The sequence below is a fragment of the Streptomyces hyaluromycini genome (assembly GCF_002217755.1).
Lineage (GTDB): Bacteria > Actinomycetota > Actinomycetes > Streptomycetales > Streptomycetaceae > Streptomyces > Streptomyces hyaluromycini.
The window spans coordinates 752755-766158 of sequence record NZ_BCFL01000018.1 but is presented as its reverse complement, the minus strand read 5'-3'; the positions used below and the strand labels follow the sequence as shown (position 1 = coordinate 766158).

The 13404-nt window shown below is 71.0% G+C and carries 13 protein-coding genes; 7 read left to right on the top strand and 6 right to left on the bottom strand.

Translation table 11 applies throughout. The features are described 5' to 3' along the window. The first annotated feature begins 94 nt into the window (after positions 1-94). Both SSP29_RS16450 and SSP29_RS16445 read left to right on the top strand, forming a co-directional pair. Positions 95-634, top strand: a complete 540-nt coding sequence (locus SSP29_RS16450) for a SigE family RNA polymerase sigma factor (protein WP_089101375.1) — start codon at positions 95-97, stop codon at positions 632-634. Then, a complete protein-coding gene (locus tag SSP29_RS16445) occupies positions 634-1455 on the top strand; it encodes a hypothetical protein (RefSeq protein ID WP_150134296.1) in 822 nt (273 codons plus the stop codon). The genes SSP29_RS16450 and SSP29_RS16445 overlap by 1 nt, the downstream gene beginning before the upstream one ends. Before the next feature lie 25 nt (positions 1456-1480). On the opposite strand, the gene SSP29_RS16440 is transcribed toward SSP29_RS16445, so the two are convergent. The 3 genes from SSP29_RS16440 to SSP29_RS16430 all read right to left on the bottom strand — a co-directional run bounded on the left by SSP29_RS16440 (position 1481) and on the right by SSP29_RS16430 (position 4169). Continuing rightward, entirely contained in the window at positions 1481-2113 is a 633-nt protein-coding gene (locus SSP29_RS16440; RefSeq protein WP_089101647.1) for a response regulator transcription factor, read from the bottom strand. Positions 2114-2332: 219 nt separating this feature from the next. Further along, positions 2333-3454, bottom strand: a complete 1122-nt coding sequence (locus SSP29_RS16435; protein ID WP_089101373.1) for a DNA alkylation repair protein — start codon at positions 3452-3454, stop codon at positions 2333-2335. Positions 3455-3794: 340 nt separating this feature from the next. Then, complete coding sequence (locus SSP29_RS16430) at positions 3795-4169, bottom strand: nuclear transport factor 2 family protein (protein WP_089101372.1); 375 nt, start codon at positions 4167-4169, stop codon at positions 3795-3797. Between the two features lie 127 nt (positions 4170-4296). Between SSP29_RS16430 and SSP29_RS16425 the strand changes: the two genes are divergently transcribed. Continuing rightward, complete coding sequence (locus tag SSP29_RS16425) at positions 4297-5115, top strand: MerR family transcriptional regulator (RefSeq protein ID WP_089101371.1); 819 nt, start codon at positions 4297-4299, stop codon at positions 5113-5115. Between the two features lie 426 nt (positions 5116-5541). After that, a complete protein-coding gene (locus SSP29_RS16420) occupies positions 5542-7113 on the top strand; it encodes an alpha-L-arabinofuranosidase B (protein ID WP_089101370.1) in 1572 nt (523 codons plus the stop codon). On the opposite strand, the gene SSP29_RS16415 is transcribed toward SSP29_RS16420, so the two are convergent. Further along, positions 7091-8389: a sensor histidine kinase gene (locus tag SSP29_RS16415; protein WP_150134292.1), complete on the bottom strand. Its 1299-nt coding sequence runs from the start codon at positions 8387-8389 to the stop codon at positions 7091-7093. The two genes, SSP29_RS16420 and SSP29_RS16415, sit on opposite strands and share 23 nt — an antisense overlap. A 404-nt stretch (positions 8390-8793) precedes the next feature. Between SSP29_RS16415 and chsH3 the strand changes: the two genes are divergently transcribed. The 3 genes from chsH3 to SSP29_RS16400 are packed head-to-tail and all read left to right on the top strand — an operon-like array spanning position 8794 to position 11721. Further along, positions 8794-9651 carry an enoyl-CoA hydratase ChsH3 gene (gene chsH3 / locus SSP29_RS16410; protein WP_089101369.1) on the top strand — a complete coding sequence of 286 codons (858 nt, stop codon included), beginning with the start codon at positions 8794-8796 and terminating at the stop codon, positions 9649-9651. Positions 9652-9688: 37 nt separating this feature from the next. Then, positions 9689-10765 carry a Zn-dependent alcohol dehydrogenase gene (locus tag SSP29_RS16405; RefSeq protein WP_089101368.1) on the top strand — a complete coding sequence of 359 codons (1077 nt, stop codon included), beginning with the start codon at positions 9689-9691 and terminating at the stop codon, positions 10763-10765. A gap of 11 nt (positions 10766-10776) precedes the next feature. Further along, the gene (locus SSP29_RS16400) at positions 10777-11721 is read left to right on the top strand and encodes a 3-oxoacyl-ACP reductase (RefSeq protein ID WP_089101367.1); all 945 of its coding nucleotides are present in this window, start codon (positions 10777-10779) and stop codon (positions 11719-11721) included. A gap of 107 nt (positions 11722-11828) precedes the next feature. Here the strand turns inward: SSP29_RS16400 and SSP29_RS58465 are convergent, their stop codons facing one another. Beyond that, positions 11829-11981 (bottom strand): hypothetical protein, encoded by a 153-nt coding sequence (locus tag SSP29_RS58465; RefSeq protein WP_089101366.1) that lies wholly within the window; start codon positions 11979-11981, stop codon positions 11829-11831. Between the two features lie 95 nt (positions 11982-12076). Further along, a complete protein-coding gene (locus SSP29_RS16390) occupies positions 12077-13330 on the bottom strand; it encodes a hypothetical protein (RefSeq protein WP_089101365.1) in 1254 nt (417 codons plus the stop codon). Positions 13331-13404 lie beyond the last annotated feature (74 nt).

The following is a 13404-nucleotide window of genomic DNA, read 5'->3' as shown; positions in this document are numbered from 1 at the left end:
GTCGGCCGTTCCGCGAAGTCGGCCGGGAATTTCTGGCGCGGCGGGCAACGGTCCGGGGGGCTCGTGGACTCCTCTTTACATCTAGGAGGTGCCCATGGGGGAGCGGGAGGACGCTCGGAACGAGGAGTTCCAGAGCTTCATGATCGGCCGCTGGCCGCGGCTGATGCGTACGGCATTTCTCCTCACGGGGGAGCAGCACGCCGCCGAGGACCTGGTCCAGTCGACGCTCGAACAGGTCTTCGTGGCCTGGCGGAGGGTCGGCTCGGCCGACGAGCCGGAGGCGTATGTGCGGCGCGTGATGATCAACGCGCACGCACGCAGGCACAGAAGGAAACTCAAGGAGTTCCTCGCGCCGAAGGACGACTCGGGCCTGGTGCGCGAGGTGCCGGACACGGGGGACCGGATCGCCCAGGCCGATGACCGCAGCGCCCTGCTCAAGGCGCTCGCCCAACTGCCGCCACGGCAGCGGGAGGCGGTGGTGCTGCGTTACTGGGAGGACCTGACGGAGACCCAGGCGGCGGAGGCGATGGGCTGCTCGGTGGGCACGGTCAAGAGCAACGCGGCCAAGGGGATCGCGAAACTCCGTGCCATACCGGGACTGGCCGAGATGGTGACGCAGGGAGGGCGTGGCTGATGAGCGGGAACCGGGAGAACCACGGCATGACACAGACGGAGTCGGACATCGCCCTCCTCCTCGCGGACGCCGCGGACGGGGTCGAGATCGGTATAGCCCCCGTCCAGGCGGTGATGCGCGGCGGCCGGCGGCGCCGGTCCCGGCGCTGGGCGGTGACGGCGGCCACGGCGGTGGTGGTGCTGGGCGGATCGGCGGGAGCGACGCTGGCGTTCGCCGGGCTGCCCGGGGAGCACCACCGGACACAGGTTGCGGCACACCCGGCGTCTCCCGAGGCACGGCATGTGTACGAGCCGCAGCGGACCGAGCTGGCACGGGGGACCTACCAAGGCAAGGAGTGGAGCGTCAGCGTCCAGGTGTGGGGAGCACCGCGCAACGAGTCCGAGGCGGCCCGGCAGTTCGACCGCATGGCCGAACTGGGGCTGAAGCCGGCGGATGCCCGCAAGCCCGCCGATCTGATCGGCAAGATCTCGTTCTTCGCGACCCGGGGCTGGGGTGAGGAGCACGTCCAGCAGGTCATGTTCAACACCGTCCGCACACTGGAGTCCTACGCCGGCACGGACCTGGAGTCCATCGCGACCCGGTTCTCGTCCGACCCCGCGAGCTCGGGGCGGCTGGTGATCGGCATGGTCGCCAAGACCGCCCAGGAGGTCACCTGCGACTGGAAGGACGGGCGGACCAGCGTGGCCCGCCCCGCCGTGGGCGTCTCGGCACACGACGACGGAAACGCGATCCGCGCGGTCGGCGGCTTCCCGACGGCGAACTGGTTCGTCTGCGTGGCCCCGCAGGGCACGGCCTACCAGTCGGCGGAGGTGACGAAGTAACGCCTGCGGCCGACCTGCCGGGAGGTCACAGCCACCCCCGCTGCCGGGCCTCCCGGACCGCCTCCGCGCGGTTGCGGGTGCCGGTCTTGCCGATCGCGGCGGAGAGGTAGTTGCGGACCGTCGACTCCGACAGATGCAGCTTCGCCGCGATGTCGGCGACGGTCGCGCCGTCCACCGACGCCTTCAGTACGTCGCACTCGCGGGCGGTGAGCGGGTTCGGCCCGGCGCTGAGCGCGGCCGCGGCAAGCGCCGGGTCGACCACGGTCTCCCCGGTGAGCACCCGCCGGATCGCCTGGGCCAGTTCCTCCACCGGCCCGTCCTTGACGAGGAACCCGGCCGCCCCCGCCTCCATCGCCCGGCGCAGATATCCGGGCCGGCCGAAGGTGGTGAGGATCAGCACCCGGCAGTCCGGCGCCTGCTCGCGCAGCTCCGCCGCCGCGTCCAGGCCGCTGATGCCCGGCAGTTCGATGTCGAGGAGGGCCACGTCGGGCCGGTGGACCAACGCGGCGTCCGTGATCGCGTCGCCCGTCCCGACCTGGGCGACCACCTCGATGTCCGGCTCCATCCCGAGCAGTAAGGCGAGAGCCCCGCGCATCATCCCCTGGTCCTCGGCGAGCAGCACCCTGATGGACTTGGCTGGCCGGTGGTCCCGGGGCATCTCGTTCGCAGGCTCGTGCACAGCCCAAGCGTAGCCTCGGGCTTTCACGAGGGGCGTCGTCCAACGGGCGATCAGGGGAAGCGGCCGCATGAGGGCGAAGACGCTCGACACGGCGAGGCAGGGCAGTCGCAACAGCACGATCGACCGGCCCGACATGTCTGTGTGCGGCACTGTGTCGCCGGCGGCGACTGCCATCCGGCGAGCCTCGTGCGGAAGCGGTCACGATGCCTCTTCGGCCTCCACGAGCCTGAAGTCCACCTTGTCGAACTGGTGACCGTTGACCTGAAGCTGCACGGCGTGGGCCCCCGGGTAGTAGACGCGCGTGCTGATGGGGCGGAACGAATGGCTGCGCGTCAGCTCGGCCGACTCGCCGGGTGCCAGGCCGCGCTTCGCCAGCTTGAAGACCTTGGGCGCCTGCTTCCCGTTCGCCTTCATGTGGTGGATGACGTAGTCGATGGCCAGGGAGACCGGCTGGTCGGAGGCGTTCGTGACGCGTGCCGAGAAGACGAGGGTCCCGCCCATGGAGATCTCGGTCTCCTCCGCCAGCGGTCCCACCACTTCGAGATCGTCGCGGCTGCCGTGGAAACCGACCAGCTCCAGCGCCGCCGGCTCGCCCTTCTTGACGAGCGTGCGCATGGCGTGCCGCACCAGGGCCGGCGTGGTGGACACCGGGTTGTGCATCCACCGCGCGGCGACCTCGGCGGCCAGGCCGGCGTCGAGACGGGAGATGTCGTTGAGGTGGTTGGCCACCGAGCGGCGCACCACCTGCGAGCTGTCCGTGCGGAGCCTGTCCAGCAGGGGGACGGTGGCCTTGGGCCTGCGGTTGAGCTCGGGGACCTGCCGCGCCCAGGGGAGTCTGGGGCGGGTGCCCTCGCTCGCCAGCCGCCGCACGGCCGGATCCGGGGAGTCGGTCCACGTTCGTGCGGTTGCCAGGGTGCGCTCCAGGTCTGCGTTGAGGAAGGTCCTCAGCGCGAACTCGCCCGTCAGGCGGGGCGTGAGCTGCGCGAGCAGGTGGAGGCCGTCGTCGAAGTGCCGGTCGGCGCCGGATTCGGTGGCCGCAGTGGCGACGGCTTCGGTGACGGGCCAGATCATCCAACCGGTCAGGTCCGGGCTGATCAGGGCCTTGCGTACCGCGTGTGCCAGCTTCTCGTAGTCGCCGTCGCAGTCGGCCAGGACGGCGTCGCTCACCGTCCGGGCCCGCTCGCTGAGGCCGAGGGTGCCGAGTGCCGACTGGCTGCCGGCAACGCGTTGCCAGTCGGAGTTTCCGGAAGAGGCCTCCTGGAGGATGGCGGCCAGGCGGCGGACGCTGTCGGGGCTGATCAGCTCATCTGCGGTAGGCACGTTTCCTCCAAGGGCACCGGCCGTGTGCTGGGAAAGACCGGCCGCGGTGCGATGGTAGACGGCCGGCTGTCCCGTCCTGACCAGGGCTCTCAGCGCGCTGCGATGCCCTGGCCCTGGTAGATCTCGTCGTAGTGGTGGATCACCATGGGGCGGGTGAGCATGGCCTCGAAGGTGGAGGTGAAGCCGTGTGCGGTGCGCCAGGCGAGACAGTCGGTGCAGTTGTGCGCCTCCGTCCACTGGGTCAGACCCGTGACATGGTCGGCGTCGCTCTGGTCGCGCAGGATGCGGATCTCTTCGCAGCCCTCGTGCTTGCTGTCGACGCCGGCCCGAGGGACTGCCTTCAGTAGGGAGTCGGCTCGTTGTGCACGATGATCAGTGAGGTGATCTTGCCGTCGGCGACGGTGAGGTAGTTGGTGAGCACCAGCTCGTCGGGCAGGTTCGTCTTGTCGTACTCGCCGTCGTAGCGTGCCCGCACGATCGTCACGGTGCCGTGGCGCGCGACCTCGGTCACGTCCATGGTGACCTTGTCGTCGACCAGTTCGCGGCGCGCCCAGGCGCGGATCGAGGCGGTACCGACGAATTCGCGGCGCGCGTCGTTGACCAGGGCATCGTCGGAGAAGGTCGCCATGATGGCGTCCGTGTCGAAGGCGTTGACCGCCGCGATGTGGGCGGCGACGACGTCGGGCAGTACAGCCGGCTGGTCGATGGTGTTCATGGGGGCTCCTTCGATGACCTCGGCACTGTGCGGTGCACGCTGCAAACGTTGGGCCGTACCTTCACGGGAGAGTCAACCGGGGCCTTCTGCTGGACCCTCCGGCAGGGGGAGGGTTGACACTGGCGCCATGGACACAGGCCTGACGATCGGCGAGTTCTCCCGTGTGACCCATCTGAGCGTCAAGACGCTGAGGCACTACCACGAGGTGGGGTTGCTCGCGCCGGCCGATGTCGACCGGGGCACCGGCTACCGGTACTACTCCCTGGACCAGGTGCCCACGGCACAGGTGATCCTGCGCCTGCGCGACCTGGACATGCCGGTGGCGGATGTGAAGGCCGTGCTGGCCGCAGAGGACGTGAGCACGCGCAACGAGCTGATCAGTGCGCATCTCGCACGTTTGGAGGACCGGCTCGAACAGGCCCGGAGCGCCGTCGAATCGCTGCGCGAGCTGCTGGCCCGCCCGAAGCACGGTTCGGCCATCGAGTACCGCACGGTCCGCGAGCAGCCGGCGATCGGGATCCGTGCGGTCGTCGACCGACAGGACGCGGTGAGCTGGTGGCAGGGCGCCCTCGGCGAGCTGCACGGCTTCGCCACGGCCCGGGGACTGCGCCGCACCGGCCCGATGGGCGGGCTGTTCGCCAACGATCTGCTCCAGGACGAGCGCGGTGAGGCGCTCGTGTTCGTCCCTGTCGAGGGCGATGCCCGCCCGGTCGGCCGGGTCGATGCACTGGTCGTGCCCGGCGCGGAACTGGCGGTCGCCGTCCACCGCGGACCCCTGCACACCATCGATCTCACCTACGGTGACCTGGGCACCTACACCGCACGCCACGAGATCGGTGTCGACGGCCCGCTGCGCGAGTACTACCTGCGCAGCCCCCTCGACGTGGCCGGCGACGACGACCTGGTCACGGAGGTCGGCTGGCCCATCTTCCGCTCCGCCGGCTAGCGGTGGTCCACCGCCCGCGTGGACCGCTCGGATGCTGGGCCCGGCAGGGTCAGATGGCGATCGTGAGCGACCGGGCGCGGCCCGAGGTCTGCTGCGGTCGCCGAGCCCGGGCCTCCTGCACAGCCGCCTGCGGCCCGCACCTGGGCAATCCCCACCGGCACTCACCACAAAGGGTCCGTCGGCAAGCCGGCGGACCCTCATAAACGACCGAGGTTAAAGAGTGGTTATTGTTCCGCGCCGCAGGTCTTGACGGCGGTTGACCGTGCTCAAACAATCGCCTCTGCAATTCCCCGAATGATCGGTGAATGGTCGGTATTTCGACAGCTGAATGGGTTCGGTATTTCGATCGAACGACGTTCGGGATACCGGACGGCAAGAACCCGCACCGCCCTACGAGGAACCAAGAAGAGGTGCACCGTGTTCTCAGTGCCTGTACGAGTCCTGCGCTCCTGTCCGCCGCGCTTCAGGAGAGCCGTGCTGTCCGCGCTCGCGGCGTTCGCGACCGTCGCCGCGCTGGTCGTCGGGGCCGGCGCGCCCGAGGCGGCCGCCGCGAGTTCGCTGCCCTGTGACGTCTACGCCGCCGCCGGCACCCCGTGCGTCGCCGCGCACAGCATGGTCCGGGCGCTGTACTCGTCGTACAGCGGCTCCCTCTACCAGGTGCAGCGCGCCTCGGACGGCGCCACGGCCAACATCGGCCTGCTGGCCACCGGCGGCTACGCCAACGCGGCCGCGCAGAACTCCTTCTGCGCCGGTACGACCTGCATCATCACCAGGATCTACGACCAGTCCAGCAAGCACAACGACCTCACGGTCGAGGGTGCGGGCGGGGCCGGCGCGGCCGATGTCGGGTCTCCGGCGGACGCGCTGCCGGTGACCGTCGGCGGGCACCAGGTCTACGGCCTGGAGATCTCGGCCGGCATGGGCTACCGCAACGACGCCACCTCGGGAGTCGCCACCAACGGCGCCGCCGAGGGGATGTACATGGTCACCTCCGGCACCCATGTGAACGGCAGCTGCTGCTTCGACTACGGCAACGCCGAGACCAACAACAAGGACACCGGCAACGGCCACATGGACGCCATCAACTTCGGCACCGAGTGCTGGTTCTCGCCCTGCTACGGCTCCGGCCCCTGGGTGCAGGCGGACCTGGAGAACGGGCTGTTCGAGTCCAACCTCGGCTACAGCACCAACTCGTCCAACACGGGCACCGGCGCGATACCGTTCGTCACCGCGTTGCTGAAGAACAACGGGCAGGACCATTTCGCACTGAAATGGGGAAACGCGCAGTCCGGCGGTCTCACCACCACCTATTCCGGCAGTGAGCCCAGCACCAGCAGCGGTTACTCGCCGATGCACCAGGAGGGCGCGATCGTCCTCGGCACCGGCGGCGACAACAGCAACGGCTCCATCGGCTCGTTCTTCGAGGGCGTGATGACCTCCGGCATCCCGACCGACGCAGCCGACGACACCGTCCAGTCCAACATCGTCTCCGTCGGCTACGGCGGTGCGACCGGCTCCACCGGCACCCTCGGCTCCGCCTCGGAGATCTCCCTGAAGGCCACGACGTCCTGCTGCACCGCCGACTACGTGCGCCACCAGAACAACGCCGGCGTGCTGTCCGCCATCACCTCCAGCAGCTCCGCCCTCGACAAGGGCGACGCCACCTGGATCGTCCGCCCCGGCCTCGCCGACAGCTCCTGCGTCTCCTTCGAGTCCCAGAACTACCCCGGCGACTACCTGCGGCACTACAACTACAAGATCTACCGGCAGCCCATGGACGGCACCACCACGTATCGGCAGGACGCCACCTTCTGTCCGACGACCGGCAAGAGCGGCACGGGCACGTCCTTCGCCTCGTACAACTACCCGACGAAATACCTCCGCCACTACAACTACAACCTCTACATAGCGAGCGACGGCGGTTCCAACGCCTGGGACAGCGCCACCTCGTGGACCGACGACGTGAGCTGGGTCGTCAGCTCGCCGTGGGCGCCGTAGGAGCCGTAGGAGCCGTAGGAGCCGTGTGAGCCGTCGAGGCCAGCAGCTCCAGCGCCTCGGTGGGGAGTTCCGCGGTGACCGTGAAGCCGCCGCGCGGCGCCGGGCCGGCGCTGAGGGAGCCGCCCGCCGCCGCGAGGCGCTCGGTCAGCCCCTTCAGGCCGGTGCCGCCGATGCCCTCCCGGCAGGGCTCGGCGGCCACCGTGCCCGAGCCGTCGTCGGTGACCGTCAGCCGGGCCCGCCCGGCGGCGCTGTCGACGGTGATCTCGCAGCACGTGGCGTCGCTGTGCCGGACCACGTTGGTGACCGCCTCGCGCACCACCCAGCCGAGCAGCGTCTCGGTCTGCGGGGCGAGCGGCGCCCCTGACTGCCGGACCACCGGCTCGATGGCCGCCGCCTTGAGGGCCGAGCGGGCCCGGGCGAGATCGGCGGCCAGGCTGCCCTCCCGGTAGCCGGTCACCGCCTCCCGGATCTCGGTCAGCGCCTGCCGGCCGACCGACTCGATGTCGGAGATCTGCGACAGCGCCGCGTCCAGGTCACGGGGCGCGACCCGCCGGGCCGCCTCCGACTTCACGACGATCACCGAGAGGGTGTGGCCGAGCAGGTCGTGCAGGTCCCGGGAGAAGCGCAGCCGCTCCTTCTCGACCGCCCGCCGGGCCAGCTCCTCGCGGGCGGCGCGCAGTTCCCGCACGGCCTCGGAGAGGGAGAGGATCGCGGCGGTGATCATCGTCGACAGGAAGGTGCCGTAGGCGATGGTGATGGCGTCGGAGCCGTCCCGGTACCAGGAGACCGCGCCCGCGAAGCAGGCGAGCAGGATCCCGGCACGGCCCAGCCAGGGCCCGCGCAGCACCGCGCCCGCGGCGAGGCCCAGCAGCGGGAAGAACATCAGCCAGTTGCCGCCGTAGCCGAGGGCCAGGCCGGTGGTGAGCAGGCCCATCAGCACCAGGGCGACGCGGGTGGAGGTGGCCTGCCGGGCCTCTTTGCGGAAGGAGCGGAAGGTCACGTAGATGTACAGGGAGTTGAAGGCGAGCAGGCCGAAGCCGCCGATCAGCGGGTTGGCCGTCTTGCCCTGGAGCAGGTTGGACAGGGAGCCCATCCCCATCAGCAGCCAGGGGAGCAGGGCGAACCCGGAAGGCGGCGGGCCCGCGTGCTCGGGCACCTCACCGTTCTTCCGGGCCGCCTTCTGCTTCTCCTTGAAGCGCTCCATCTCCTCCCGCCACTGGGCCCGCGCCGTCCGCCAGGTCTCCGCCTGGCACCTCACCTGCTGCCGCCACGACATCTCGTTCTCCCCCGATCCGTACTCCAGTCCGGCGATACGACCCTACGGAAGGGCACGCCCGTCCGGCAGAGGCGGATGTACGGCCGCGGGCAGGACAAATGTCATGGCCGGACAGAGCCGCATCTGACACGACGTCAGGAGCCTTCACAAGTGTCGAGTGCTGGGCTATACAAGGTGCGCCGGACTGGAACGCGTTCTAGGGAGGGTCCGGCGGATCAGGTCGGCTGGAAGAGACGGCGCTTCCCGGCCGGGCCGAGCGGGATCTGGCGCGGCGGATGCGCGTGCCGGGGGCCGCGACGCCGACGTGATCCGCCGGACACCCCCTAGCCCGCCCCGTGGACGACCTCGGTGCGGCCGACGGTGCGGACGGCCGTGCCGAGGTCTTGAGACATCTCAGGAGCCGTATGCCCATCGACGCAGCCAAGGCCCTCGCCGCCGAACCCCGGTCCGGGGAGATCGGCTGGCAGCGCCGGGACGTCCAGCTCTACCACCTCGGCATCGGCGCGGGCCGCCCCGCCACCGACCCCGACGAACTGCGCTACACCCTGGAGACCCGGCTGCACGTGCTGCCCAGCTTCGCCACCGTCGCGGGCGCCGGCTCGCCCGGGGTGATCAGCGGACTGTCCATGCCCGGCATCGACGTCGACCTCGCCAAGGTGCTGCACGGCGGCCAGTCCCTCACCCTGCACCGCCCCATCCCGGTCGCGGGCACCGCCACCGCCACCGGCAGGATCGCCGCCGTCTACGACAAGGGCAAGGCGGCCGTCCTGGTGATGCGCACCGAGGTCGCGGACGCCGACGGCCCGCTGTGGACCAACGACGCGCAGATCTTCGTACGCGGCGAGGGCGGCTGGGGCGGCGACCGCGGCCCCTCGACCCGGCTCGACCCACCCGCAGGCGAGCCCGACCGGACCGTCGAACGCCCGATCCGCGAGGACCAGGCCCTGCTCTACCGCCTCTCCGGCGACTACAACCCGCTGCACGCCGACCCGGACTTCGCCAAGCGCGCCGGCTTCGACCGGCCCATCCTGCACGGGCTGTGCACCTACGGCATGACGCTCAAGGCGGTCGTGGACACGCTGCTCGACGGGGACGTGAGCCGGGTGCGGTCGTACACGACCCGGTTCGCCGGGGTGGTGTACCCGGGGGAGACGCTCCGGATCCGCATGTGGCGGGGCGACGGGGACGTCCGGGTCGCCGTGAGCGCCGTCGAGCGGGAGGACGCGCCCGTCCTCGCCGACACGATCGTCGAACACTCTTGATCAGTTGAGCAGCTGAGCAGTTGAGGGGAGCCGCACCATGCGCGCAGCCGTACTGCACGAGATCGGCCAGGAGAAGCTGGACGTCCTCGACGACGTCGAGGCGGTGGGATTCGGGCCCGGCAGGGTGCGGATCCGGGTGCGCGCCACAGGGCTGTGCCACTCGGACCTGTCGGCCATGAGCGGGGTGCTGCCGCAGCCGGGACCCTTCGTGCCGGGCCACGAGGGCGCGGGCGAGGTCCTGGAGGTGGGGGAGGGCGTCACCCGGGTGAAGCCCGGCGACCGGGTGGTCGTCTGCTGGCTGCCGGCCTGCGGGGCGTGTCCCGCCTGCAAGCGCGGGCAGACCGAGCTGTGCCTGGCCGGGTTCATGAACGCCGGCACCCCCAACTTCCGGCGCCCCGGCCAAGACGTCTTCGGCTTCGCGGGCACCGGCACCTTCACCGAGGAGGTCGTGGTCGACGCCGGGTGCGCGGTGCCGATCCCGGACGACGTGCCCTTCGACATCGCCGCGCTGATCGGCTGCGGGGTCACCACCGGGCTCGGCGCGGCCCTCAACACGGCCGATGTGCAGGCCGGTTCGTCGGTCGCCGTCATCGGGTGCGGGGGTGTCGGGATCTCGGCGATCCAGGGGGCGCGGCTCAAGGGCGCGGCCGAGATCGTCGCCGTCGACCCGGTCGAGTCGCGGCGCGAGTCGGCGCTCAGGTTCGGGGCGACGAGGGCGGTCTCGCCCGACGAACTGCCCGGCGCCAAGCAGGAGGTCACCGCCGGCGAGGGCTTCGACTACGTCTTCGAGGTCGTCGGCAGGTCCGCCACCGCCCGCACCGCGTACGAGAACACCCGGCGCGGCGGCACCCTGGTGGTCGTCGGCGCGGGCGCCATGGACGACTTCCTCCAGCTCAACATGTTCGAGCTGTTCTTCGACGAGAAGCGGATCCTGCCGTCCATGTACGGCGGCGGGGACGTGGTCCGCTCCTATGAACGGACGATCGCCCTGTGGCGGGCGGGCCGGATCGACCTGGAGGGCCTGATCACCCACCGGGTGCCGCTGGCGGAGATCAACGAGGCCCTGGACCAGATGCGCACGGGCACCGCCCTGCGTACCTGCATAGAGATCTGAGGGGCCGCCGTATGCAGGAGAGGCCGCTGGAAGGGCTGACCGCCGTCGTCACGGGGGCCGGCCGGGGCCTGGGCCGGGCCGAGGCACTCGAACTGGCCCGGCTGGGCGCGGCCGTCGTCGTCAACGACTTCGGCCAGCCGGGCCGGGACGGCTCGGGGGCGGCCTCCACGGCACCCGCCGAGCAGGTCGCCGAGGAGATCCGCGCGGCGGGCGGCAGGGCGGTCGCCCACACCGGCGATGTCGCGGACTTCTCACAGGCGCGAGACCTTCTCGCGCTCGCGACAGCCCATTACGGAAAGCTGGACATCCTCGTCAACAACGCCGGGATCCTGCGCGACCGCATGGTCTTCTCCATGACCGAGGACGAGTGGGACTCGGTGATCCGGGTCCACCTCAAGGGCCACTTCAACACCACCCACTTCGCGGCGGCGCACTGGCGGGACCGGTCCAAGGCGGCGGGCGGCCAGAAGGTCTACGGCCGGATCGTGAACACCTCCTCCGAGGCCTTCCTCGCCGGCTCCGCGGGCCAGCCCAACTACGCGGCCGCGAAAGGCGGCATCGTCGGCCTCACCACCTCCACCGCCCTCGCCCTCGCCAAGTACGGCGTGACCGCCAACGTGATCTGCCCGCGCGCCCGCACCCGGATGACCGAGGACGTCTTCGCCGGCTTCGAGCAGCCCGCCGAGGGCCTCGACCCCCTCGCACCCGAGCACGTCGCCCCGCTCGTCGGCTACCTGGCCTCCCCGGCCGCCGAACGGATCAACGGCCAGCTGCTCGTCGTGCACGGCGGCATGGTCGCGATCGTCGAACGACCGCGCGTCCAGGCCAAGTTCGACAGCAAGCAGGACACCTTCAGCTACGACGAACTCGACGCCGCGCTCACCCCGCACTATGCGGGGCGACCGGCGGGGGAGACGTTCGCGGCGGCGGAGGTGCTGGGGCTGAAGCGCCAGTGATATGTCACATAGCGCTGAAGGGCGGTACGTGACATGCCACCGGGCAGGGCATGAAGAAGGGGGCCCACCAGCCAACTGGCGAGCCCCCTGGCTACCTACTGCTCCCGTCAGGCCGCCGTCTCGGCAGGCTCCGGCTTGCGGTGCCGGCCGCTGGGGGCCGTCTCGCTGTCCTGCCCCGAGACATGACCGCGGTGCTTGCCGTGGCCGTCCGTTTCCTGAAGGTCGGCGGACAGCGGCTGGGACGTGCTGGCGTCGCTCATCGGAAGAATTCACCCCGTCAACATGATCTTTCTACAGCGCGGCGATTTTATCGGGCGCACCACGGGGCGTTTCCAGGCGGGCACACCGACCGGTGCTAGTTCGTTACAAGCCGTGCCAACGGGGCCTGTTGAAGGGGCACCGGGCGGGCCACGACAGGTCCCGGAGGGTCCGGTTCCGCCGGCTCCCCGGGCGTACCCGACGCCCCGGCAGCCGCGCCGTCATGAAGAACCGGATCCCCCGGGCCCGCGTCCCCCGGCCCCCCGTACTCCCCCGTCATCCCCGCTCCCCCCGTTTCCCCCGAACCCCCCGTCTCCCCCCAGGGCACCGCCACCGCCGCCACGCCGCACGGGGCCTCCCCCGTGGCGTACGGCAGCCGCAGCACCCCGTCCTGCGTCCACAACCCGGCGCCGGCCAACCACCCTTCCGGCGCCGGGAGATGACACATCCTGCGCGCTCTCGGCCGCCAGGCGCCCACCCAGCTGCCGAGCGGACCGTCGATCCGCAGCGCCACCCCGCAGCTCTCCGGCACCAGCACCTGCCCGGGCTGGACGGCGAACGGCGTCACCACGCAGTCCGGGCACTCCGGCACCCGCAGGCTCTCCGGGAAGCGCACCGGCAGCGTGCTGCCGAGGACACCCCAGCCCAACCGTTCCTGCCCGGGGCTGGGCGCGTCCGAGCCGACCAGGATCAGCCCGCTGTCCGGGTCGGCGAGCAGCAGCCGGTCGTCGCTGTCCGCCGCGATCTGCAGCAGCGGCGACACCTCGCCGCCCCGCTCCAGATCGACCACGACCGCCTTGGTCCGCCCGCCCAGCTCCCGGTCCAGGGCCAGCATCCGCCCGGCCCGGTCCAGCCAGACCCCGCCCGAGCAACGCCCCGGCACCACAGCGAGCTGCTCCGGGCCGAAGGCCCCGCCCGCCACCAGCCAGACCGCGGAGAAACGCGGCTCCACGGCGAGCGCATACGCCCGCACACCCCCCGGCGCCGGCGGCAGCAGCCGCAGCGAGGCGCCCTCGTCCGGGCACTCCACCGCGCCCAGCGGCAGCTCACCGGTGCCCGGCCCGGTCGGATACAGCAGGGTGAAGTGGTGCCACCCGTCCACCAGCCGGCGGATGAGCACCCGTCCGTCGCCCATCGGCTGCACCTCGGTGCCCGGCTCCTCCGGCTGGTTGCCGGGGAGCGGTACGGCGTACGGCTCGGGGCCGTCCAGGGTCCACCGCTCCGGGTACCAGGAACCTTCCTGCTGGGCCAGCCGGGCCGCGTACGACCCGTCCACCGTGATGGTGCAGCCCGCCTCCGGCACGCTGTCGTCCGCGTCCGCAGACGGGGGTTCGATCGCACAGGCCGTCATGGTTCGGTCACCTCCGGCCACGAAGCTAGTTTTCGTACGCACAGGCGGGGGACCGGTAGACGCCGACTTCACAC

Excerpts from the sequence above, each read along its gene's own strand:
- SSP29_RS16430 (WP_089101372.1), bottom strand. The coding sequence starts at position 4,169 with ATGAACACCATCGACCAGCCGGCTGTACTGCCCGACGTCGTCGCCGCC.
- SSP29_RS16405 (WP_089101368.1), top strand. The coding sequence starts at position 9,689 with ATGCGCGCAGCCGTACTGCACGAGATCGGCCAGGAGAAGCTGGACGTC.
- SSP29_RS16425 (WP_089101371.1), top strand. The coding sequence starts at position 4,297 with ATGGACACAGGCCTGACGATCGGCGAGTTCTCCCGTGTGACCCATCTG.
- SSP29_RS16445 (WP_150134296.1), top strand. The coding sequence starts at position 634 with ATGAGCGGGAACCGGGAGAACCACGGCATGACACAGACGGAGTCGGAC.
- SSP29_RS16400 (WP_089101367.1), top strand. The coding sequence starts at position 10,777 with ATGCAGGAGAGGCCGCTGGAAGGGCTGACCGCCGTCGTCACGGGGGCC.
- SSP29_RS16440 (WP_089101647.1), bottom strand. The coding sequence starts at position 2,113 with ATGCCCCGGGACCACCGGCCAGCCAAGTCCATCAGGGTGCTGCTCGCC.
- SSP29_RS16390 (WP_089101365.1), bottom strand. The coding sequence starts at position 13,330 with ATGACGGCCTGTGCGATCGAACCCCCGTCTGCGGACGCGGACGACAGC.
- SSP29_RS16415 (WP_150134292.1), bottom strand. The coding sequence starts at position 8,389 with ATGTCGTGGCGGCAGCAGGTGAGGTGCCAGGCGGAGACCTGGCGGACG.
- chsH3 (WP_089101369.1), top strand. The coding sequence starts at position 8,794 with ATGCCCATCGACGCAGCCAAGGCCCTCGCCGCCGAACCCCGGTCCGGG.
- SSP29_RS16450 (WP_089101375.1), top strand. The coding sequence starts at position 95 with ATGGGGGAGCGGGAGGACGCTCGGAACGAGGAGTTCCAGAGCTTCATG.
- SSP29_RS58465 (WP_089101366.1), bottom strand. The coding sequence starts at position 11,981 with ATGAGCGACGCCAGCACGTCCCAGCCGCTGTCCGCCGACCTTCAGGAA.